This window comes from Streptomyces sp. NPDC006296 (assembly GCF_040613235.1).
GTDB lineage: Bacteria > Actinomycetota > Actinomycetes > Streptomycetales > Streptomycetaceae > Streptomyces.
The window spans coordinates 28,318-49,286 of sequence record NZ_JBEXRT010000024.1; the positions used below are offsets into that span (position 1 = coordinate 28,318).

16 protein-coding genes are annotated in these 20,969 nt (G+C 71.5%); 2 read left to right on the forward strand and 14 right to left on the reverse strand.

Going from position 1 to position 20,969, the window contains the following annotated elements; genetic code table 11:
* The 12 genes from pgi to uvrA form a co-directional block, all read right to left on the reverse strand.
* Positions 1–1,653, reverse strand: a complete 1,653-nt coding sequence (gene pgi / locus ABZ172_RS18440) for a glucose-6-phosphate isomerase (RefSeq protein WP_356884771.1) — start codon at positions 1,651–1,653, stop codon at positions 1–3.
* Between the two features lie 224 nt (positions 1,654–1,877).
* On the reverse strand, positions 1,878–2,213 hold the full coding sequence (locus tag ABZ172_RS18445; protein ID WP_147962889.1) for an RNA polymerase-binding protein RbpA: 336 nt from the start codon (positions 2,211–2,213) through the stop codon (positions 1,878–1,880).
* Positions 2,214–2,322: 109 nt separating this feature from the next.
* The gene (gene secG, locus ABZ172_RS18450; RefSeq protein ID WP_356884772.1) at positions 2,323–2,559 is read right to left on the reverse strand and encodes a preprotein translocase subunit SecG; all 237 of its coding nucleotides are present in this window, start codon (positions 2,557–2,559) and stop codon (positions 2,323–2,325) included.
* A gap of 137 nt (positions 2,560–2,696) precedes the next feature.
* Positions 2,697–3,482 carry a triose-phosphate isomerase gene (gene tpiA, locus ABZ172_RS18455; RefSeq protein ID WP_356884773.1) on the reverse strand — a complete coding sequence of 262 codons (786 nt, stop codon included), beginning with the start codon at positions 3,480–3,482 and terminating at the stop codon, positions 2,697–2,699.
* A 6-nt stretch (positions 3,483–3,488) separates the two neighbouring features.
* The gene (locus tag ABZ172_RS18460; RefSeq protein WP_356884826.1) at positions 3,489–4,700 is read right to left on the reverse strand and encodes a phosphoglycerate kinase; all 1,212 of its coding nucleotides are present in this window, start codon (positions 4,698–4,700) and stop codon (positions 3,489–3,491) included.
* A gap of 113 nt (positions 4,701–4,813) precedes the next feature.
* Complete coding sequence (gene gap, locus ABZ172_RS18465; protein ID WP_356884774.1) at positions 4,814–5,824, reverse strand: type I glyceraldehyde-3-phosphate dehydrogenase; 1,011 nt, start codon at positions 5,822–5,824, stop codon at positions 4,814–4,816.
* 926 nt (positions 5,825–6,750) lie between these two features.
* A complete protein-coding gene (whiA, locus tag ABZ172_RS18470; protein WP_356884775.1) occupies positions 6,751–7,740 on the reverse strand; it encodes a DNA-binding protein WhiA in 990 nt (329 codons plus the stop codon).
* Entirely contained in the window at positions 7,731–8,765 is a 1,035-nt protein-coding gene (gene yvcK / locus ABZ172_RS18475; RefSeq protein ID WP_356884776.1) for a uridine diphosphate-N-acetylglucosamine-binding protein YvcK, read from the reverse strand. The genes whiA and yvcK overlap by 10 nt, the downstream gene beginning before the upstream one ends.
* The gene (rapZ, locus tag ABZ172_RS18480) at positions 8,762–9,736 is read right to left on the reverse strand and encodes an RNase adapter RapZ (protein WP_356884777.1); all 975 of its coding nucleotides are present in this window, start codon (positions 9,734–9,736) and stop codon (positions 8,762–8,764) included. The genes yvcK and rapZ overlap by 4 nt, the downstream gene beginning before the upstream one ends.
* Positions 9,733–11,886, reverse strand: coding sequence for an excinuclease ABC subunit UvrC (gene uvrC / locus ABZ172_RS18485; RefSeq protein WP_356884778.1), 2,154 nt, complete (start codon positions 11,884–11,886; stop codon positions 9,733–9,735). Before uvrC ends, rapZ begins: the two co-directional genes overlap by 4 nt.
* Positions 11,887–12,214: 328 nt before the next feature.
* Positions 12,215–12,643 (reverse strand): Rieske (2Fe-2S) protein, encoded by a 429-nt coding sequence (locus tag ABZ172_RS18490; RefSeq protein ID WP_356884779.1) that lies wholly within the window; start codon positions 12,641–12,643, stop codon positions 12,215–12,217.
* 462 nt (positions 12,644–13,105) lie between these two features.
* The gene (uvrA, locus tag ABZ172_RS18495) at positions 13,106–16,123 is read right to left on the reverse strand and encodes an excinuclease ABC subunit UvrA (RefSeq protein ID WP_356884780.1); all 3,018 of its coding nucleotides are present in this window, start codon (positions 16,121–16,123) and stop codon (positions 13,106–13,108) included.
* 176 nt (positions 16,124–16,299) lie between these two features.
* On the opposite strand from uvrA, the gene ABZ172_RS18500 reads away from it, so the two are divergent.
* Positions 16,300–16,989 (forward strand): maleylpyruvate isomerase family mycothiol-dependent enzyme, encoded by a 690-nt coding sequence (locus ABZ172_RS18500; RefSeq protein ID WP_356884781.1) that lies wholly within the window; start codon positions 16,300–16,302, stop codon positions 16,987–16,989.
* Between the two features lie 10 nt (positions 16,990–16,999).
* Positions 17,000–17,656: an MBL fold metallo-hydrolase gene (locus tag ABZ172_RS18505; protein WP_356884782.1), complete on the forward strand. Its 657-nt coding sequence runs from the start codon at positions 17,000–17,002 to the stop codon at positions 17,654–17,656.
* Between the two features lie 64 nt (positions 17,657–17,720).
* Here ABZ172_RS18505 and ABZ172_RS18510 read toward each other — a convergent pair whose 3' ends face one another.
* Positions 17,721–18,740 carry a TerC family protein gene (locus ABZ172_RS18510; RefSeq protein WP_356884783.1) on the reverse strand — a complete coding sequence of 340 codons (1,020 nt, stop codon included), beginning with the start codon at positions 18,738–18,740 and terminating at the stop codon, positions 17,721–17,723.
* 256 nt (positions 18,741–18,996) lie between these two features.
* Positions 18,997–20,958, reverse strand: a complete 1,962-nt coding sequence (locus tag ABZ172_RS18515) for a TerD family protein (RefSeq protein WP_356884784.1) — start codon at positions 20,956–20,958, stop codon at positions 18,997–18,999.
* Positions 20,959–20,969: the final 11 nt, after the last annotated feature.

Here is a 20,969-nt window from a genome sequence, read left to right on the forward strand (position 1 = left end):
TCAGCGACCCCGGAGCGAGCGGTACGTCGAGACGAGCGCGGCGGTCGAGCTGTCCAGCTGCTCGCCCCCGGTGCCCCGGGTCAGGACCGGTTCGATCTTCTTGGCGAGGACCTTGCCCAGCTCGACGCCCCACTGGTCGAAGGAGTCGATGTTCCAGACGGCGCCCTGGACGAAGACCTTGTGCTCGTACAGCGCGATCAGCTGGCCGAGGACCGACGGGGTGAGCCGCTCGGCGAGGATCGTGGTCGTCGGGTGGTTGCCGCGGAACGTCTTGTGCGGGACGAGCTCCTCCGCGACGCCCTCCGCGCGCACCTCGTCGGGCGTCTTGCCGAAGGCGAGGGCCTGCGTCTGGGCGAAGAAGTTGGCCATCAGCAGGTCGTGCTGGGCGATGAGCCCGGGCAGCAGGTCGTGGACCGGCGCGGCGAAGCCGATGAAGTCGGCGGGGATGACCTTGGTGCCCTGGTGGATCAGCTGGTAGTAGGCGTGCTGCCCGTTGGTGCCGGGGGTGCCCCAGACGACGGGTCCGGTCTGCCACTCGACCGGATCGCCGTCCCGGTCCACGGACTTGCCGTTGGACTCCATGTCCAGCTGCTGGAGGTACGCGGTGAACTTGGAGAGGTAGTGGCTGTAGGGCAGGACCGCGTGGGACTGCGCGTCGAAGAACGCGCCGTACCAGACGCCCAGCAGGCCGAGCAGCAGCGGGGCGTTCTCCTCGGCGGGCGCGGTGCGGAAGTGCTCGTCGACGAGGTGGAAGCCGTCCAGCATCTCGCGGAAGCGGTCCGGGCCGATGGCGATCATCAGCGAGAGGCCGATCGCCGAGTCGTAGGAGTAGCGGCCGCCGACCCAGTCCCAGAACTCGAACATGTTGGCCGTGTCGATGCCGAAGTCCGTGACCTTCTCGGCGTTGGTGGAGAGCGCCACGAAGTGCCGGGCGACGGCTTCCTGACCGGCCCTCAGCTCGGTGAGCAGCCAGTCCCGGGCGGACGTGGCGTTGGTGATGGTCTCGATCGTGGTGAAGGTCTTGGACGCGACGACGAACAGCGTCTCGGCCGGGTCCAGGTCGCGCACCGCCTCGTGGAGGTCGGCGCCGTCGACGTTCGACACGAAGCGGACGGTGAGCGAGCGGTCCGTGAAGGAGCGCAGCACCTCGTAGGCCATGGCGGGGCCCAGGTCGGAGCCGCCGATGCCGATGTTCACGATGTTCTTGACCGGCTTGCCGGTGTGACCGGTCCACTCCCCGGCCCGTACGCGGTCGGCGAAGGCCGCCATCCTGTCCAGCACGGCGTGCACGGCCGGCACCACGTTCTCGCCGTCGACCTCGATCACGGCGTCGCGCGGGGCGCGCAGCGCGGTGTGCAGGACGGCGCGGTCCTCGGTGGTGTTGATCTTCTCGCCGCGGAACATCGCGTCCCGCAGCGCGGCCACCCCGGTGGCGTCCGCGAGATCACGCAGCAGGCGGAGGGTCTCGTCGGTCACCAGGTGCTTGGAGTAGTCGATGTGGAGGTCGCCGACCCGCAGGGTGTAGGCGGTCCCGCGGTCCGGCGCGTCCGCGAAGAGCCCGCGCAGACGGGTGTCGCCGAACTCCTCACGGTGCTTGCCGAGCGCCGCCCACTGGGGCGTCTGGTTCAGCTTGGTGCGGCTTTGTGCGTTCATCCCGGAAATCGCCCACTTCTTCTCGTACCTGCAAGCTTCTCCGCTGCCCCTCCAACCTAATTGATCCGGAGGGTGCGGCGGGGCAACGGCGGGCTGTGCGGGGACGTACGGCTTCCGGCCGGCCACCGGGGAGGTGGCCGGCCGGTGAACAGCTCGGTCCGGGGCGGTCGGTGCGGAGGGAACCCCGGGGGTGTGCCGGGCGGGCGGGACTCTCGTGGTCCGCGCTAGATCTCGCCGCGGAGCTTGGCGAGGGCCTCGGCGAGGATCGCTTCGCCGTCCGCGTCGCTGCGCCGCTCCCGCACGTACGCCAGGTGCGTCTTGTACGGCTCGGTGCGCGGCGGGGCCGGCGGACTGTCCTGGTCCTGGCCGGCCGGGAAGCCGCAGCGCGGGCAGTCCCAGGTCTCCGGTACCTGCGCGTCATGGGCGAAGCTCGGCTGCGTCTCGTGCCCGTTCGAGCACCAGAAGGAGATGCGGAGGCGCGGCGCGGACTCGCCTCGCTCGGCCTCCCCCATCGGCCCCGCTCCGACCCGGCTTCCCCGGATCGCGTTGCCACTTGCCACGGTCGTAACTCCCTGCGTGATGGTGCTCGAAGATGCCCCAGTCTACGTAAGGCCCAACGCGCGTCCAGTGAAAGGAGTTACACCCTCACCGGGAATCGCGGACCGCGGGTCAGCCGTCCAGCTTGATGAGCAGGGCGAGGACGATGATGCAGGCGAACCAGGCCAGACCGACCACGACGGTGATGCGGTCGAGGTTCCGCTCGGCGACCGACGAGCCGCCCACGGACGACTGCATCCCACCGCCGAACATGTCGGAGAGTCCGCCGCCCTTTCCCTTGTGCATCAGCACCAGCAGCATCAGCAGCAGGCTGAAGACGATCAGGGCGATCTCGAACGCCAAAACCACGGCTGGTCCCTACTTTCCGGAATTCCTAGGACTGCATGTACGAACAGCGGGGGCCCGGGGGTACACCCCCCTCGGCCCCCGCAAGGGTACGACGGATCCGCGCCACGGCATACTCACCGGCGCGGAGCCGGACGATCCTACTGGTCGCGGAAGCGGACGATCTTGACGAACTCGTCGGCGTCCAGCGCGGCGCCGCCGATCAGGGCGCCGTCCACGTCGGGCTGCGCCATGATCGCCGCGACGTTGCCCGACTTGACCGAGCCGCCGTACTGGATGCGGACGGCGTCGGCCAGCTCCTGAGAGTACAGCTCGGCGAGCCTGCGGCGGATCGCACCGCAGACCTCCTGGGCGTCCTCGGGGGTGGCGACCTCGCCGGTCCCGATGGCCCAGACCGGCTCGTAGGCGATCACGACGGACTCGGCCTGCTCGGCCGGGACGTCCTTCAGCCCGCCGTCGAGCTGCGCCAGCGTGTGGGACACCTGGTCCCCGGCCTTGCGGACGTCCAGGCCCTCGCCGACGCAGAGGATCGGCGTCAGGCCGTGCTTGTAGGCGGCCTTCACCTTGGCGTTGCAGATCGCGTCGTCCTCGCCGTGGTACTGGCGGCGCTCGCTGTGGCCGACGGTGACGAAGGTGCACTTCAGCTTGGCGAGCATCGGGCCGGAGATCTCACCGGTGTACGCGCCGGAGTCGTGGGCCGAGAGGTCCTGGGCGCCGTACTTGATCTTCAGCTTGTCGCCGTCGACCAGCGTCTGCACCGAGCGCAGATCGGTGCAGGGCGGCAGGACGGCGACCTCGACGGCGTCGTAGTCCTTGTCGGCCAGGGCGAAGGCGAGCTTCTGGACGTGTGCGATGGCCTCGAGGTGGTTGAGGTTCATCTTCCAGTTGCCCGCCATCAGCGGGGTACGGCCTGCGGTGGCAGTCATGAAAGGTCAGTCCTCCAGTGCGGCGAGTCCGGGAAGCGTCTTGCCCTCGAGGTATTCGAGGCTCGCACCGCCACCGGTCGAGATGTGTCCGAACGCGTTGTCGTCGAAGCCCAGGATGCGGACGGCGGCCGCGGAGTCCCCGCCGCCGACGACGCTGAAGGCCGGGGAGTCGACGAGCGCCTGGGCCACGGCCCGGGTGCCCTCGGCGTAGTCGGGGTGCTCGAAGACGCCCATCGGGCCGTTCCAGAAGACGGTGGCCGCGTCGGCGAGCTTCAAGGCGTAGAGCTTGTTGGTCTCCGGGCCGTTGTCCAGGCCCATCACCCCGGCCGGAATGGCGTCGGCGGCGACGGTGGCGGGGTTGCCCGGGGCCTTGGCCTTGAGGTCCGGGAACTGCGCCGAGACGACGACGTCGACGGGGAGCACGAACTCCACGCCCTTCTCCTCGGCGCGCCTGAGGTAGGCGAGCACCGCCGGGATCTGGTCCTCCTGGAGGAGCGAGCTTCCGACCTCGTGGCCCTGGGCCTTGAGGAAGGTGTACGCCATGCCGCCGCCGATGAGGATGCGGTCGGCCTTCTCCAGCAGGTGGTCGATCACGCCGAGCTTGTCGGAGACCTTGGAGCCGCCGAGGACCACGACGTAGGGGCGGGTGACGTCCTCGGTGAGCTTCTTCAGGACGCCGACCTCGGTGGCGATGAGCGCGCCGGCGGCGTGCGGCAGCCGGGCCGGGAGGTCGAAGACCGAGGCGTGCTTGCGGTGCACGGCACCGAAGCCGTCGCCCACGTACACGTCGGCGAGCTCGGCGAGCCGGTCGGCGAAGGCGCCGCGCTCGGCGTCGTCCTTGGAGGTCTCACCGGCGTTGAAGCGCAGGTTCTCGATCACGGCGACCTGGCCGTCGGCGAGCCCGGCGACCGTGGCGCGGGCGGACTCGCCCACCGTGTCGGTCGCGAAGGCGACCTCGGAGCCCAGCAGTTCACCCAGGCGCGCGGCGGCGGGCGCCAGCGAGAAGGCCGGGTCCGGGGCGCCCTTGGGGCGGCCGAGGTGCGAGGCGACGACGACCCGGGCTCCGGCTTCGGCGAGCCGGGCGACGGTCGGGTGGACGGCGCGGATGCGGCCGTCGTCGGTGATCGTGGTGCCGTCCAGCGGCACGTTGAGGTCGGCGCGGACGAATACCCGCTTGCCCGCGACCCCTTCGGCGAGAAGTTCGTCGATCGTCTTCATCTGTTCCCACTGCTCCTTGGACGGTCGGATGAGCATGCGAGGGGGCTCGAACGGCGCCGCGTCGCGCCGTCCGAGCCCCTCACATCACACCTGGATGCCTGCCGATCCTAGGATCAGATCCGGCCGCCGACGAAGACCGTCAGGTCGACGAGGCGGTTGGAGTAGCCCCACTCGTTGTCGTACCAGCCGAGGATCTTCACCGAGTTGCCCTCCTGGACCATGGTCAGGGAGGAGTCGAAGGTGCAGGACGACGGGTCGCCGACGATGTCCGAGGAGACGATCGGGTCCTCGGTGTAGGTCAGGAAGCCCTTGAGGTCGCCGTCGTCGGACGCCTTCTTGAACGCGGCGTTGACCTCGTCCTTGGTGACCTCGCGCTGCAGCGTCACGACGAGGTCGGTGGCGGAGCCGGTGGGGACCGGGACGCGCATCGCGATGCCGTCGAGCTTGCCCTTGAGCTGCGGGAGGACCAGCGCGGTCGCCTTGGCGGCGCCCGTCGTGGTCGGGATGATGTTCTCGGCGGCGGCGCGGGCGCGGCGCAGGTCCGAGTGCGGGAAGTCCAGGATGCGCTGGTCGTTGGTGTACGCGTGCACCGTCGTCATCAGGCCCTTGACGATGCCGAAGTTCTCGTCGAGGACCTTGGCCATCGGCGCCACACAGTTGGTGGTGCAGGAGGCGTTGGAGATGACGTGGTGCTGGTCCGCGTCGTACTTGTCCTGGTTGACGCCCATCACGATCGTGATGTCCTCGTCCTTGGCCGGAGCCGAGATGAGGACCTTCTTGGCGCCACCGGCGATGTGCTTCTCCGCGTCGGCCTTCTTGGTGAAGATGCCGGTCGACTCGATGACGATGTCGACGCCCAGCTCACCCCAGGGGATGTCGGCCGGGTTGCGCTCGGAGAGCACCTTGATGGTGTGGCCGTCGACGGTGATGGTGTCGGCGGTGTGGCTGACCTCTGCCTTGAGACGACCCAGAATCGTGTCGTACTTCAGCAGGTGGGCAGTGGTCGCGGTGTCACCCAGGTCGTTGACAGCCACGATCTCGATGTCCGCACCCTGCTCCAGCAGCGCGCGGAAGTAGTTACGACCGATGCGGCCAAAGCCGTTGATGCCTACGCGGATCGTCACGAACCGATCTCCTCGTTAGGAACGCCGGTTTCGATGCCGGCGAGTTTTTATAGGGATGTCCCCGACCGCCTCCGACCCTACCTCTCCGAAGCCCCGGGAGTGACATCGAGAGCGGCGGTGCGAAACGGGATCCCGGGACGGCGCCCTCGCCCCCGAGTGGGGAACACGGTATTCCGGCCGTCCGGGCGGCGGTGCGCGCACCTGCCGCGACCCGGTCACGAAGCGTCAACACCGCTCGGTACCGGTCCCTTTGCGGACCGAGGGAGGGTGGGTGGCGCCTGCATGCGCGAGGTCACCGGGAGTCACTGACACGGGCTCAGCACCGGCGGCCCGCCCGGACCGGCGACGTCGGGAAAGGGCGCCGGCACCCCCTCCCGGAACGCGTTCCCGAATGATCCGCTCAATTGTGCGGGCGGGTACTCAATCGATGAATACGCGGATTGCCTACGCCGTTCCGGAGCGCACGCTTGACGAACTGCCGAGGTCCGCTCATTCGTGCGGAGCCGTACTCACCCCTCGCGTACGGGCGGCACTCATTCACGGCACACGGATCGCCGGCCGCGGTATTGCGGAGATATTCACCGGCTGTTTTCGGAATGGCCCGCGTCGCGCACGGCCGGAAAGGGCGGCCGGCCGCCGTGTCCGTGGACGGCCCCGGGGACCGGGCCGGACCGCCTCGCGGCCCGCGGCCTTCGTATACGGCCGGACCCCCTCACAGTCGGGCCTCCGCGCGCGTCCTGCCTCGGCGTACGGTCCGCCGCGCCGTCTCCGCGTACGGCCTGCCCTGCTGCACGGCCCGGCTCTCCTGTGCAGCCCCTGCGGCCGCTGCTGTGCGGGGCCGGGGGACGGGGGGCCGCTGTCCCCGGGGCCGGGCACGGCACTGCTCCGGCCCCCGGGAAGGGCGGCCGGGGCAGTGCCGGAGCCGTTCAGCCCACGAGGCCGTCGGCCAGCTCCTCGCCGAGGGTCGACTCCGTGCCGGGGAGACCGAGGTCCTGGGCCCGCTTGTCGGCCATGGCCAGCAGGCGCCGGATGCGGCCGGCGACCGCGTCCTTGGTCAGCGGCGGGTCGGCGAGCGCTCCCAGCTCCTCCAGGGAGGCCTGCTTGTGCTCCATGCGCAGCCGTCCGGCCGCCGCGAGGTGCTCCGGGACCTCCTCGCCCAGGATCTCCAGCGCGCGTCCCACCCGGGCGCCCGCGGCGACCGCGGCGCGGGCGGAACGGCGGAGGTTGGCGTCGTCGAAGTTGGCGAGGCGGTTGGCCGTGGCCCGCACCTCGCGCCGCATCCGGCGCTCCTCCCAGGCCAGCACCGCGTCGTGGGCGCCCAGCCGGGTCAGCAGCGCGCCGATCGCGTCACCGTCGCGGACGACGACGCGGTCCACGCCCCGCACCTCGCGGGCCTTGGCGGCGATGGAGAGCCTGCGTGCCGCGCCCACCAGGGCCAGGGCGGCCTCCGGGCCGGGGCAGGTCACCTCCAGCGAGGAGGAACGGCCCGGCTCGGTGAGCGAACCGTGCGCCAGGAAGGCTCCACGCCAGGCGGCCTCGGCGTCGCAGGTGGCCCCCGAGACCACCTGCGGGGGCAGGCCGCGGATGGGACGGCCGCGGCCGTCCACCAGTCCGGTCTGGCGGGCCAGCTGGTCCCCGCCGGCCACCACCCGGACGACGAAGCGCGAGCCGCGGCGCAGACCGCCGGGGGCCATCACGATCAGCTCCGAGCTGTGCCCGAAGATCTCCAGGATGTCCCGCTTGAGCCGGCGGGCCGCGTTCCCCGTGTCCAGCTCGGCCTCGATCACGATCCGGCCGCTCACCAGGTGGAGCCCGCCCGCGAACCGGAGAATCGCCGAGACCTCTGCCTTTCTGCAGCAGGTACGGGTCACGGGAAGCCGAGAGATTTCGTCCTTCACCGCTGGCGTCATCGCCATGGGCCGATCCTTCCATGCATCCGAAAAATACGGTCGTACGCGGCGGCCAACAGCTCCGGATCATGAATCGGAACACCATCGGGCGAGGCCACGGGGGCCAGCTCGACCGCGGCTCCGAGCCGCTGGGCGGCGTCGGCGAGGGACTCGCGGTCAGGCACGGCGGCCTCATCGGCAAGCACCACGTCCATGGCGAGTTTAGGGGCGTGTCGTCCCAAAACCTCCAAATGACGCTGCGGTGAGAAGCCATCTGTTTCACCGGGCTGGGGTGCGAGGTTCAGTGAGAGGACCTTGCGGGCCTTCGTGGTGACCAGTGCGTCGAGCAGCTCCGGCACCAGTAGATGCGGAATCACCGACGAGAACCAGGACCCCGGACCGAGAACCACCCAATCGGCGTCGAGTACGGCCGCCACCGCCTCGGGAACGGCCGGCGGGTCGGCCGGGACGACGTGCACGGACTGCACCTCGCCGGGCGTCAGCGCCACCGTCGCCTGCCCGCGCACGGTGACCGTGTCCTCGGGGCACCGCGGGTCGTGGCCCCGCACGAGCGCCTGGAGCTCCAGCGGGACGGCGGACATCGGCAGCACCCTGCCGTGCGCCCCGAGCAGCTTCCCGACGAGGTCGAGGGCCTGCACCGGGTCACCCAGCTGCTCCCAGAGGGCGACGATGAGCAGATTGCCCACCGCGTGCGCGTGCAGGTCGCCCTTGGACTCGAAGCGGTGCTGGATGACCTGGGCCCAGGTGCGGCCCCAGGCGTCGTCCCCGCAGAGCGCGGCCAGCGCCTTGCGGAGGTCGCCCGGCGGGAGGACGCCGAGCTCCTCGCGCAGCCGGCCACTGGAGCCGCCGTCGTCGGCGACGGTCACCACGGCCGTCAGGTCGCCGGTGATCCGGCGCAGCGCCGTGAGCGAGGCGGACAGCCCCATGCCGCCGCCCAGGGCGACGACCTTGGGCTGGGCACCGCGCTTGCGGCCGGAGAGCGCGGCCGTGGCCCTGCTCAGCCGGCGCTGACGCAACTGGCGACCGGTCACTCGCGCCCCATGTCCCGGTGGACGAGGACGGTCTCGATCCCTTCGGTGGCCAGCCGGGCGGCCAGCTTCTCCGACATGGCGACGGAGCGGTGCTTGCCGCCCGTGCACCCGACGGCGATGGTCACGTAGCGCTTGCCCTCGCGGCGGTAACCGGCGGCGATGAGCTGGAGCAGCTCCGTGTACTGGTTGAGGAACTCCTTGGCGCCCGGCTGGTCGAAGACGTAGTCGGACACCTCCTCGTTGAGCCCGGTGAAGGGGCGGAGCTCCGGCACCCAGTGCGGGTTGGGCAGGAAGCGGCAGTCGACGACGAGGTCGGCGTCGACCGGCAGTCCGTACTTGAACCCGAAGGACATGACCGTCGCCCGCAGCTCCGGCTCCTCGTCGCCGGCGAACTGCGCGTCCATCTTGGCGCGCAGCTCGTGGACGTTGAGGCTGGAGGTGTCGATGACGAGGTCGGCGTCGCCGCGCAGCTCACGCAGCAGGTCGCGCTCGGCGGCGATGCCGTCGACGATGCGGCCGTCGCCCTGCAGCGGGTGCGGGCGGCGGACCGACTCGAAGCGGCGCACGAGGGCGTCGTCGGAGGACTCCAGGAAGACGATCCGCCGGGTGACGTGCTTGGCCTCCAGGTCCGCGAGGGAGTCGCGGAGGTTGTCGAAGAACCGGCGGCCCCGCACGTCGACGACGACGGCGATGCGGGCGACGTTGCCCTGGGACCGGGCGCCGAGCTCCACCATGGTGGGGATCAGTGCGGGCGGCAGGTTGTCGACGACGAACCAGCCGAGGTCCTCCAGACACTTCGCGGCGGTGCTGCGCCCGGCGCCCGACATCCCGGAGATGATCACCAGCTCGGGAATCGCGGGCGTGCCGGCCTCGGTCTTCTCCGTGGTGCTTCCCGTACTCACGTCTGCTGCTCCGTCTGCTCGGCCGCGGTCGTTCCGGCGTTCATGTGCGTGGTCCGTCTGGTCGGTCATGTCCTGCCGTCCCCGTCGTCCTCTTCAATGATCTCTCCTGTGGCGGTGTTCACGGCGGGTGCGGCCGGGGCCGCCGCCGCGAAGGCCACGGCCACCGACTCGGCGGTCCTGCGCCCTATCCCCGGCACCTCGCAGATCTCGTCGATTGTCGCCCGCCGCAGCTTCTTGACGGAGCCGAAATACTTGATCAGCGCCTGCTTGCGGGTCTCGCCGAGGCCCGGCACGTCGTCCAGGGGGCTGCTGCGGATGCGCTTGGCCCGCTTGGCCCGCTGGTAGGTGATGGCGAAGCGGTGCGCCTCGTCCCGGATGCGCTGGAGGAGGTAGAGGCCCTCGCTGGACCGGGGCAGCACCACCGGGTCGTCGTCGTCGGGCAGCCAGACCTCTTCGAGGCGCTTGGCGAGACCGCAGACGGCGATGTCGTCGATGCCCAGCTCGTCCAGGGCGCGCCGGGCCGCGGCGACCTGGGGCTGTCCCCCGTCGACGACGACGAGCTGCGGCGGGTAGGCGAAGCGCTTGGGGCGGCCGTCGTCCTCGCGGGCCTCCTCCCGGGCGTGTCCGGCCTCGGGAGCGGTGGGATCGCCGGACGCCGGGGCGGCGGCCTGCGCCGTGCCCGCCGCGGGCGGGGCGGCCCCGGACGGGCCCCCCTCGGGCAGTGCCTCTCCGGACGGGGCCGCCGTGGACGCGTCGGGCCCGCCGGGCGCGGGCGCGGGGCCGGTCGGGGCCGGGGGGTCCTCCCACTCCCCCGTCCGCTCCTTCTCCTGGAGGTAGCGCTTGAAGCGGCGGCCGATGACCTCGTGCATGGACCGGACGTCGTCCTGTCCCTCGAAGCCCTTGATCTGGAAGCGGCGGTACTCGCTCTTGCGGGCGAGGCCGTCCTCGAAGACCACCATCGACGCGACCACGTCGTCACCCTGGAGGTGGGAGATGTCGAAGCACTCGACGCGCAGCGGGGCGGTGTCGAGGCCGAGCGCCTCGGCGATCTCCTCCAGGGCGCGGGAGCGCGTCGTGAGGTCGGACGCCCGCTTGGTCTTGTGGAGTCCGAGCGCCTGCTGGGCGTTGCGCTGGACCGTGCCCATCAGGTCCTTCTTGTCGCCCCGCTGCGGGATGCGCAGGCTCACCTGGGAGCCCCTGCGGTCCGCGAGCCACTGGGACACGGCGTCGGGGTCCTCGGGCAGCGCCGGGACCAGCACCTCCTTGGGGACGGAGTCGCCGGACTCCTCGCCGTAGAGCTGCTGGAGCGCGTGTTCCACCAGGTCCGCGGTGTCGACGGCCTCGACCTTGTCGGTGACCCAGCCGCGCTGGCCGCGCACCCGGCCGCCGCGGACGTGGAAGATCTGCACGGCGGCTTCGAGCTCGTCCTCGGCGACGGCGATCAGGTCCGCGTCCGTGGCGTCGGCGAGGACGACCGCGCTCTTCTCCATGGCGCGCTTCAGGGCTCCGGTGTCGTCCCGCAGCCGGGCCGCGCGCTCGTACTCCATGTCCTCGGCCGCCTGTGTCATCTCCTTCTCCAGGCGGCGGATGTAGGTCCCGGTGCGGCCCGTCATGAAGTCGCAGAAGTCCTCGGCCAGCTCCCGGTGTTCCTCGGGGGTGACACGTCCCACGCAGGGGGCGGAGCACTTGCCGATGTAGCCGAGGAGGCAGGGGCGGCCGGTGCGCTCGGCGTTCTTGAAGACTCCGGCGGAGCAGGTGCGCACGGGGAAGACCCGGAGCATCAGGTCGACCGTCTCGCGGATCGCCCAGGCGTGGCCGTACGGGCCGAAGTAGCGCACGCCCTTCTTCTTGGCGCCGCGCATGACCTGGACGCGCGGGAACTCCTCGTCGAGGGTCACCGCGAGGTAGGGATAGCTCTTGTCGTCGCGGTACTTGACGTTGAACCTGGGGTCGAACTCCTTGATCCAGGTGTACTCCAGCTGGAGCGCCTCGACCTCGGTGGAGACGACGGTCCACTCGACGGACGCCGCCGTGGTGACCATCGTGCGCGTGCGCGGGTGCAGACCGGCCAGGTCCTGGAAGTAGTTGGCCAGCCGCTGACGCAGGTTCTTCGCCTTCCCGACGTAGATCACCCGGCGGTGCTCGTCGCGGAACTTGTAGACCCCCGGGGAGTCGGGGATCTGTCCCGGCTTGGGGCGGTAGCTGGAGGGGTCTGCCATGTCTCACACCCTACTTGCGGGCGGTGACAGAGCGGCGTCTCCGGGCACCCCGCGGCCGGTGACCGGCCGCGGGGCGACGGTACGGACGCGCGGCCGGTACGGACGGGTGAGCGGCGCTGCGGGGGCCGGGGCGGAGGTCCGGGGGTCGGTGGTGGGGCCGAGGGCCAGGGGCGGCCCAGGGGCCTGTGGGAGGCCGAGGGGCCGGGGCGGAGGTCCGGCCGCACCGGGCCCCGGGCGCCGCGTGGCGGGCCGGGGCCGGGCCGGACGGTGGGGGCCCGGGCCGCCGGGCCGGGCGGTGCGGCGGCCCCGGCCACCGGGCCGGTGGTGGTCAGGCGTCGGGGCCCGCGACGAGCTTTCCGCCCTCGATCCGGAGCGGGACCGACGGCAGCGGCACGGTGGCCGGGCCCTGGACGGCCTTGCCCGTGGTCATGTCGAAGCGGCTTCCGTGGCACGGGCAGTTGCCCTCGTTGCCCTCGACCGTGTCGAGCAGGCAGCCGGCGTGGGTGCACTGCGCGCTGAAGGCCTTGTACCGGCCCTCGGCCTGGCAGCTCACGACGACCCGCTGCTCCCGGTAGAGCTTGGCCCCGCCGACGGGGACCTCGTCGGCGGCGCCGAGCTCCACGGGTGCGGTGGGCGTGGGCGTCTGCGCGTGGCCGAGCTTCGACTCGGTGGAACAGGCGGCGGCCCCCAGCCCGGCGGCACCGGCGAGAGCGGCGCCCTTCAGTACGGTGCGGCGGGCGGCGGGCAGGCCGGACATGCGGTCTCCACGGGTCGGGGGGACAGAGCGGCGCCGTCACCGTACGGGCGCCGGGTGCCACGGTCTCCGGGGCACGGGCCGCACCTGCGGGCACGGGCGACAGACCCGACGATACCGGCGGAGAACGACGGCCCTGCCGCCGGGCCACCCTGCGCTCGCCGGGACGGCCCGGTCGCAGGGCCGCCGCTCGGCCACGGCTCCCACGGGGGCCCGGGAAGCGCCGCGGGGACAGCGGTCCGCGGGCACCACCGGAGCGGCGGTCGACGGGACGGCCCACGACCACCGCGGGGACAGCGGCCCGCGGGGACAACGCGCGGGCCGAGGCGGGCAGCCCACGGCCACCACGAGGACAAGCGGTCCGCAGGGCAGCGGCCGGGCAACCGCGGGACAGCCCACGGCCAGTACAGGAACAGCGGTCCGGGGCGGCACCCTGCTGCGGGGTGCCGCCCCGGACCGGCGTCGTCAGGCCTTCCGCGCGCGGGTGCCCTTCTTCGGCGCGGGCTGCTCGGCATCCGCCTTCCCGGCCGTCCTGGCGGTGGCCGTCCGGCGGGTCGTGGCCGCCTTCGCGGCGACGGCCTTCTTCGCGGGGGCCTTGCGCGGCTTCCGGGCCGCGGGGACGGCGGCCGCCCCGATCCGGTCCGCGCCCAGGATGTCCTGGAGGAACTTGCCGGTGTGGCTGGCGGGCACCGAGGCGACGTGCTCCGGGGTGCCCTCGGCGACGACCAGACCGCCGCCGTTGCCGCCCTCGGGACCCATGTCGACGACCCAGTCGGCGGTCTTGATGACATCGAGGTTGTGCTCGATGACGATCACCGTGTTGCCCTTGTCGACCAGGCCGGAGAGGACCGCGATGAGCTTGCTGATGTCCTCGAAGTGCAGACCGGTCGTCGGCTCGTCCAGGACGTAGACGGTGCGGCCGGTGGAGCGCTTCTGCAGCTCGCTCGCCAGCTTCACCCGCTGCGCCTCGCCGCCGGAGAGGGTGGGCGCGGACTGGCCCAGCCTGACGTATCCGAGGCCCACCTCGTTGAGCGTGCGGAGGTGGCGCGCGATCGTCGGGACGGCCTCGAAGAACTCCAGACCCTCCTCGATCGGCATGTCCAGCACCTCGGCGATGGACTTGCCCTTGTAATGGACCTCCAGCGTCTCCCGGTTGTAGCGCGCGCCGTGGCAGACCTCGCACGGGACGTACACGTCGGGCAGGAAGTTCATCTCGATCTTGATCGTGCCGTCGCCCGAGCAGTTCTCGCAACGGCCGCCCTTGACGTTGAAGGAGAAGCGGCCCGGCAGATAGCCGCGCACCTTCGCCTCCATCGTCTCGGCGAAGAGCTTGCGGACGTGGTCGAAGACTCCGGTGTACGTGGCCGGGTTGGAGCGGGGCGTCCGGCCGATCGGGGACTGATCGACGTGCACGACCTTGTCGACGAGGTCGTCCCCGTCGACCCGGGTGTGCCGTCCGGGCACGGACTTGGCGCCGTTGAGCTCGCGCGCCAGGTGCGTGTACAGGATGTCGTTGACCAGGGTCGACTTCCCGGAGCCGGAGACACCGGTGACCGCCGTGAGCACGCCGAGCGGGAAGGAGACGTCGATGTCCTGGAGGTTGTTCTCCCGGGCGCCGTGGACCGTGAGCCGGCGCTTCGGGTCGACGGGGCGCCGGTCGTCCGGCATCGCGATGGCCCGCCGGCCGGCGAGGTACTGGCCGGTCACGGAGTCCTCGTTGGCCAGGAGCTCCTTGAGCGAACCGGAGTGCACGACCTTGCCGCCGTGCTCACCCGCGCCGGGGCCGATGTCGACGACCCAGTCGGCGACCTTGATGGTGTCCTCGTCGTGCTCGACGACGATGAGCGTGTTGCCCATGTCCCGGAGCCTGACCAGGGTCTCGATCAGCCGGTGGTTGTCGCGCTGGTGCAGGCCGATGGACGGCTCGTCCAGGACGTACAGCACGCCGACGAGCCCGGACCCGATCTGGGTGGCGAGCCGGATGCGCTGCGCCTCGCCGCCGGACAGGGTGCCCGCGGCGCGGTTCAGCGAGAGGTAGTCGAGGCCGACGTCGACGAGGAACCTCAGCCGCTCGTTGACCTCCTTGAGGACCCGCTCGGCGATCTTCTTGTCGCGGGCGTTGAGCGTGAGGCGGCCGAGGAACTCGGCGCACTCGCTGATCGACATCGCGGCGACCTCGGCGATGGACCTCTCCATCACCGTCACCGCGAGGACCAGCGGCTTGAGCCGGGTGCCGGCACAGGTCGGGCAGGCCACCTCGCGCATGTAGCCCTCGAAGCGCTCCCTGCTGGAGTCGCTCTCGGCCTCGGAGTGACGCCGCTTGACGTACTGGACCGCACCCTCGAAACGGGGGGTGGTGTAGGCGCGCTCGCGGCCGTAGCGGTTGCGGTAGCGCACCTCGGTCTGGATCTTGTGGCCGTGCAGCAGGGCCTTCCGGGCGCGCTGCGGCAGCCCCGCCCAGGGGATGTCGGTGCGGAATCCGAGCGCCTCGGCCAGGGCGGTGATCTGGCGCCCGAAGTACTCCTTGGTGTGGCCGTGGGACCAGGGGTGGATCGCGCCCTCGTCGAGGGACTTCTCCTCGTCCGGGACGATCAGGTCCGGGTCGACCTCCATCCGGGTGCCGATGCCCGTGCAGTCCGGGCAGGCGCCGAAGGGGCTGTTGAAGGAGAAGGAGCGGGGCTCCAGCTCCTCGAAGGAGAGGTCGTCGTACGGGCAGTAGAGGTGCTCGGAGTACATCCGCTCACGCTCGGGGTCGTCCGCCTCCAGGTCGACGAAGTCGAGCACGACCATGCCGCCGGAGAGGCCGAGCGCCGTCTCGACGGAGTCGGTGAGACGGCGCTTGGCGCTGTCCTTGACCGTGAGGCGGTCGATGACCACCTCGATGGTGTGCTTCTCCTGCTTCTTCAGCTTGGGCGGCTCGGACAGCTGGACGGTCTCGCCGTCGACCCTGGCCCTGCTGTAGCCCTTGGTCTGGAGGTCGCCGAAGAGGTCGACGAACTCGCCCTTGCGCTCCCGCACCAGCGGTGAGAGGACCTGGAAGCGGCTCCCCTCGGGAAGTCCGAGCACCTTGTCGACGATGGCCTGCGGCGACTGGCGCGAGATCGGCCGGCTGCACTCGGGGCAGTGCGGCTTGCCGATCCTGGCGAAGAGCAGCCGGAGGTAGTCGTAGACCTCGGTGATGGTGCCGACCGTCGAGCGCGGGTTGCGCGAGGTCGACTTCTGGTCGATGGAGACGGCGGGCGAGAGGCCTTCGATGAAGTCCACGTCCGGCTTGTCCATCTGGCCGAGGAACTGCCGGGCGTACGAGGAGAGCGATTCCACGTAGCGCCGCTGGCCCTCGGCGAAGATCGTGTCGAACGCGAGCGACGACTTGCCCGACCCGGAGAGCCCGGTGAAGACGATGAGGGAGTCACGGGGGAGATCGAGCGAGACGTTCTTCAGGTTGTGCTCGCGCGCGCCACGGACGATGAGACGGTCGGCCACGCCGGTCCGCACCTTTCTGGAGAGAAGTGGGGGAACTGAGCCCCTGTCCCAGGGTATGGGGGGCGCCACAGCGATGTACGAAGCTTTCGACTCCGAGCGTATAGCACGCGCATTCGATTTACGGTCGGCCGACGACTCCATCACCCGAACGAGTGGCGGGGGTCTACGCTCGGCCCATGACTGATCACGCGTCCGACCTGGACGCTGTACGTGAAGCGACCGACCGGCTGCTCGGTGCCGTGGACGGGCTGGACGACGGCTCCCTCGCCGAGCCGTCGCGTCTGCCGGGCTGGAGCCGCGGCCATGTCCTTGCCCACCTGTCACGTAACGCCGACGCCCTCGTAAACGTTCTCCGGGGACGCCCGATGTACGCGAGCAGCGAAACCCGGGACGCCGACATCGAGAGTGACGCGCCCCGGCCGCTGCGTGAGCACCTCGCCGACCTGCGCACCAGCGGCACGGCCTTCCTGGCCGCGGCGCAGGTGTCCGCCGACCCCGGGCGCACGGTCACCCTGCGCAACGGCGTGACCGACTCGGCGTCCCGGATCCCGTTCCGCCGCTGGATCGAGGTGGAGCTGCACCACGTCGACCTCGGGGTGGGGTACGAGCTGGAGGACCTGCCGGAGGAGTTCGTGATCCGGGAGAACGACTTCCTGGCGCAGCGGTTCGCCGGGCATCCCGGCGTGGTCCCCACCACGGCGGTCACCGAGGACGGCCGGCTGTGGACCACCGGCGGCGGCTCCGACGGCGCCGCGGTCACCGTCCGGGGGACGGCCGCCGACATCCTGGGCTGGTTCTGCGGCCGGCGGGACGGCTCCGCGCTGACCGTGGACGGCGGCGGTCTTCCCGTCCTGCCCCCGCTATAGGCTGCGTCACATGACGTACAGCGGAACGGTCAAGGTCGGCGGGCCTGCCGATGTGCACGAGCTGACGGACCTGATGATCTCCAAGGTCGCCGTCGGCCCGATGAACAACAACGCGTATCTGCTGCGCTGCCGGGCCACCGGCGAGCAGCTCCTGATCGACGCGGCCGCCGAGGCCGGGGTCCTGCTGCGGCTGATCGGCGAGGACGGCATCGCGTCCGTCGTCACGACGCACCGGCACGGCGACCACTGGCAGGCGCTGGGCGAGGTGGTGGCCGCCACCGGCGCGCGGACGTACGCCGGGAGGTACGACGCCGAGGGCATCCCGGTCCCCACCGACGAGCTCGTCGAGGACGGGGGCACGGTCCGGGTGGGCCGGGTCGAGCTGACCGCCAGGCATCTGACCGGTCACACCCCGGGGTCCATCGCCCTGGTCTACGACGACCCGCACGGGGCGCCGCACGTGTTCACGGGGGACTGCCTCTTCCCCGGCGGGGTGGGCAACACCCACCAGGACCCGGAGGCCTTCGCGCGCCTGCTCCACGACGTGGAGACCAAACTCTTCGACCGCCTGCCGGACGAGACCTGGGTCTACCCGGGCCACGGCCACGACACCACGCTCGGGACCGAGCGTCCCCGTCTGCCGGAGTGGCGCGAGCGCGGCTGGTGAACCCCGGAACGGCCGACGGCCGGGTGCCCCTCGGGGCCCCGGCCGTCGGTGTGTCCGCCCGGCGCTACTTCTCCGCGCCGACGTTCTCGCTGTCGTCCTGCCGGCCGTCCCGGTCCGTACCCTCCGCGGCCTGCCGCGCCGCTTCCTGCTTCCTGCTGGCGATGAGGCTGGTGATCGTGGTGATCACCAGCACGCCGCAGATGACGGTGAGGGAGAACGGGATGGAGATCTCCGGGACGTGCACCCCGGACTCGTGCAGGGCGTGCAGCACCAGCTTGACGCCGATGAACCCGAGGATCACCGAGAGCCCGTAGCTGAGGTGCACCAGCTTCTTCAGCAGACCGCCGATGAGGAAGTACAGCTGACGCAGGCCCATCAGGGCGAAGGCGTTGGCGGTGAACACGATGTACGGGTCCTGGGTCAGGCCGAAGATCGCCGGGATGGAGTCCAGCGCGAAGAGCACATCGGTGGTGCCGATGGCGAGCATGACCACCATGAGGGGGGTCATGACGCGCTTGCCGTTGTTCCGGATGAAGAGCTTCGTCCCGTGGTACTTGTCGGCGACACCGAAGCGGTGCTCGATCGACTTCAGGAGGCGGTTCTCCTCGAAGTCGTCCTCCTCCTCGTCGGACCGCGCCTCCTGGATCAGCTTCCAGGCGGTGTAGATCAGGAACGCGCCGAAGATGTAGAAGACCCACGAGAAGTTGGCGATGACCGCGGCGCCCGCGGCGATGAAGATCGCCCGGAGCACCAGCGCGATCAGCACGCCGATGAGCAGCACCCGCTGCTGCAGGTGGGAGGGCACCGAGAACTTCGCCATGATCAGGACGAAGACGAAGAGGTTGTCGACACTGAGCGACTTCTCGGTGATGAAGCCGGCGAAGAACTCGCCCGAGGCCTGGCTCTCACCGAAGACCAGCAGGCCCAGTCCGAAGAGCACGGCCAGGGCGATCCAGACGACGGTCCAGATTCCGGCTTCCTTGGTCGACACGTCATGGGGCTTGCGCCCGATGAAGAAGTCGACGGCGATGAGGGCACTGAGACCGAAGATGGTCAGCGCCCAGAGGGTCCATGAAACGTCCACTGCGCCTCCGGCAGTTCGCTACGGCTATGGATCAGCGTCGTCGCTGCCGGAGGTCTCTTCCACCCGGGAGCGCGGGATGCGCGCCGGGCCGGCGCCCCGGGACCGGTCACAGTCCGTACTGACGGGAACGCCGCGATCGGGAGTACTCCCCTCCGCACCAAGAACAGTACAGGAAGTACCAAGAAAAGGTAAAGTCAATGCCAAGTAAAGATCAAAATGGCAGGTCAACAACGATGGAGCGAGATCTGGTCCGCCGTCATCCGGCTCGGCGGCCGCCTCCGCGCCGCGCCGCCGCGACGAGGGCGAGCACCTGCTCCAGGACCCGGCTGCCCGGCGGTGTGCGCGGCGGCTCGTACGTCCACGCGTGGCCCGCCCAGGGGTCGGCGAGGTGGTCGTCGGCCACGGGCGTGATCCGCAGCAGGGACCGCCACAGGGGGTCGAGCACCGGACCGTAGGCGCGGGCGTCCTCACGGTCGGCCACCATCAGCAGGTGCACCCCCACCGGGGGACCCTCGTCGGCCAGATAGCGCAGCTGGGTGACGGCCCTGTCGTCGAAGCCGTGCGGGAAGTCGTTGACGATCAGCAGCTGCTCGGCCGTGTCGAGGTCCGGGGGCAGCGCGTCCGCCGCACGGGCCCTGACCGCCATCTGCACCAGGTCGACGCGTCGGGTCAGGTGGTCGAGGACCGCCGCCACGCCCTGCGCCCCGGTGGCGGGCGGACCGGCGAGCACCCCGGCTCCGACCAGCGGGGCGAGCGGACCGGCGGCGGAGCCGGCCGGGTCGATGACGTGCACGGAGTACTCGTCCGCCGGGTGCACGGCGAGCAGCCGCGCGGCCAGCAGGACCGCGGTCCGCACGGCCGCTGCGCGCGGCGGGTCGCCGGCCTCCGGGGCGCCGGGCCCGGAGGCCGGGGAGCCGCTGTCGATCCAGATGCCGCGTTCCAGGGGGAGCCTCGCCAGCAGCGGGATGCGCAGGTCGGTGGCCTCGGGCAGGTTGAGGTCCCCGATGCGCAGCGCCATCGGCTTCTCCATCGGGACGCGGTGACCGTGCCAGACGGGGTTGTCCCAGCCCGCGTAGGCGGCGGGGAGGGCGGGCTCCACGACCGCGGACTCGGCGGCGAGCCGGGCGAGGTCGCGGTCCAGCACCTCCCGTGCGCGGCCGGTGAGTTCGTCGCGCTTGGCCCGGGCCGCCTCGCGGGCGCGGTCGCCGGCACCGCCGATGCGGCTGCGCGGGTCGGAGAGGGTCCGGTCGAGCTCCTGCTCCATCCGGGACTCCGCGAAGTCGGCCGCGCTGCGGTAGGCGGCGACGGCGCGGGCGAGGTCCTCGAACATGCCCCAGATCTGGTTGTACAGGCGCTCGTCCATGGTCCAGCCGGTGGCGTCACCGGCGACGGGCTCCGCGGGCCGGCCGGGCGGGGCGTGCGGTGCGCTCGGAGGCGGCGGGGGCGGTGCCGAGGTCTGCCGCCGGGGGTGCGCGTAGCTGACCGGGCCGGTGGGAGCCACGGTGGGCGCGACCGTGGGGTCGGCCGGCGGTTCCGCCGGCGGGGCGGCGGGGTCCGGCCCCGGGGGCGTCGAGGGGACGGGCGGCGGGCCGGCGGCGGCCGGGCCCGCGGGGTGGCCCACCCGCTCGCCGTCGGTGGCGCGGGAGGGCGGTGTGACGGAGCGGGCGAGTCCGGAGGCGACGGCCTCCTGCACGGCGGCCGCGGTCCCCGCCGCGTCCGCCACCCCGTGGTCGGCGAACAGGCCCGCGAGCCCGGTGGCGTAGCCCTGGCCGACGGCGCGGACCTTCCAGGCGCCCCCGCGGCGGTAGAGCTCCAGGGCGGACACGGCCGACTCGGTGTCCAGTCCGGTGAGGGTGAAGGTCGCTATCTCGGTGCCGTCGAGCGCGGTCACGGCGACGAAGGGCGCGGCCACCGCGCCGAAGCTCGCCGGCCGGCCGGTCCCCGCGGGCAGGGCGAGGAGCACGGTGACGCGGTGCACCTCGTCGGGCAGCGCGTCCAGGTCCACGGCCAGCCGGTGGTCGGCCGACGCCTGCCGGGACACCTCGAGGCCGGGGACCCGGTTCGCGGCCGGGTGGGCGATCCGCCCGGGGCCGCGGACGGTGCCCCGTTCGTCCGCGAGGGTGGCCCCGGCCACGACGGGTGAGCCCGCCGACACCCTGATCTCCAGTCGGGTCAGGGGCAAGGTGTGGTTCTGCCCCCGGACCAGCTCGGCCGTCATCGCCCTGTCCC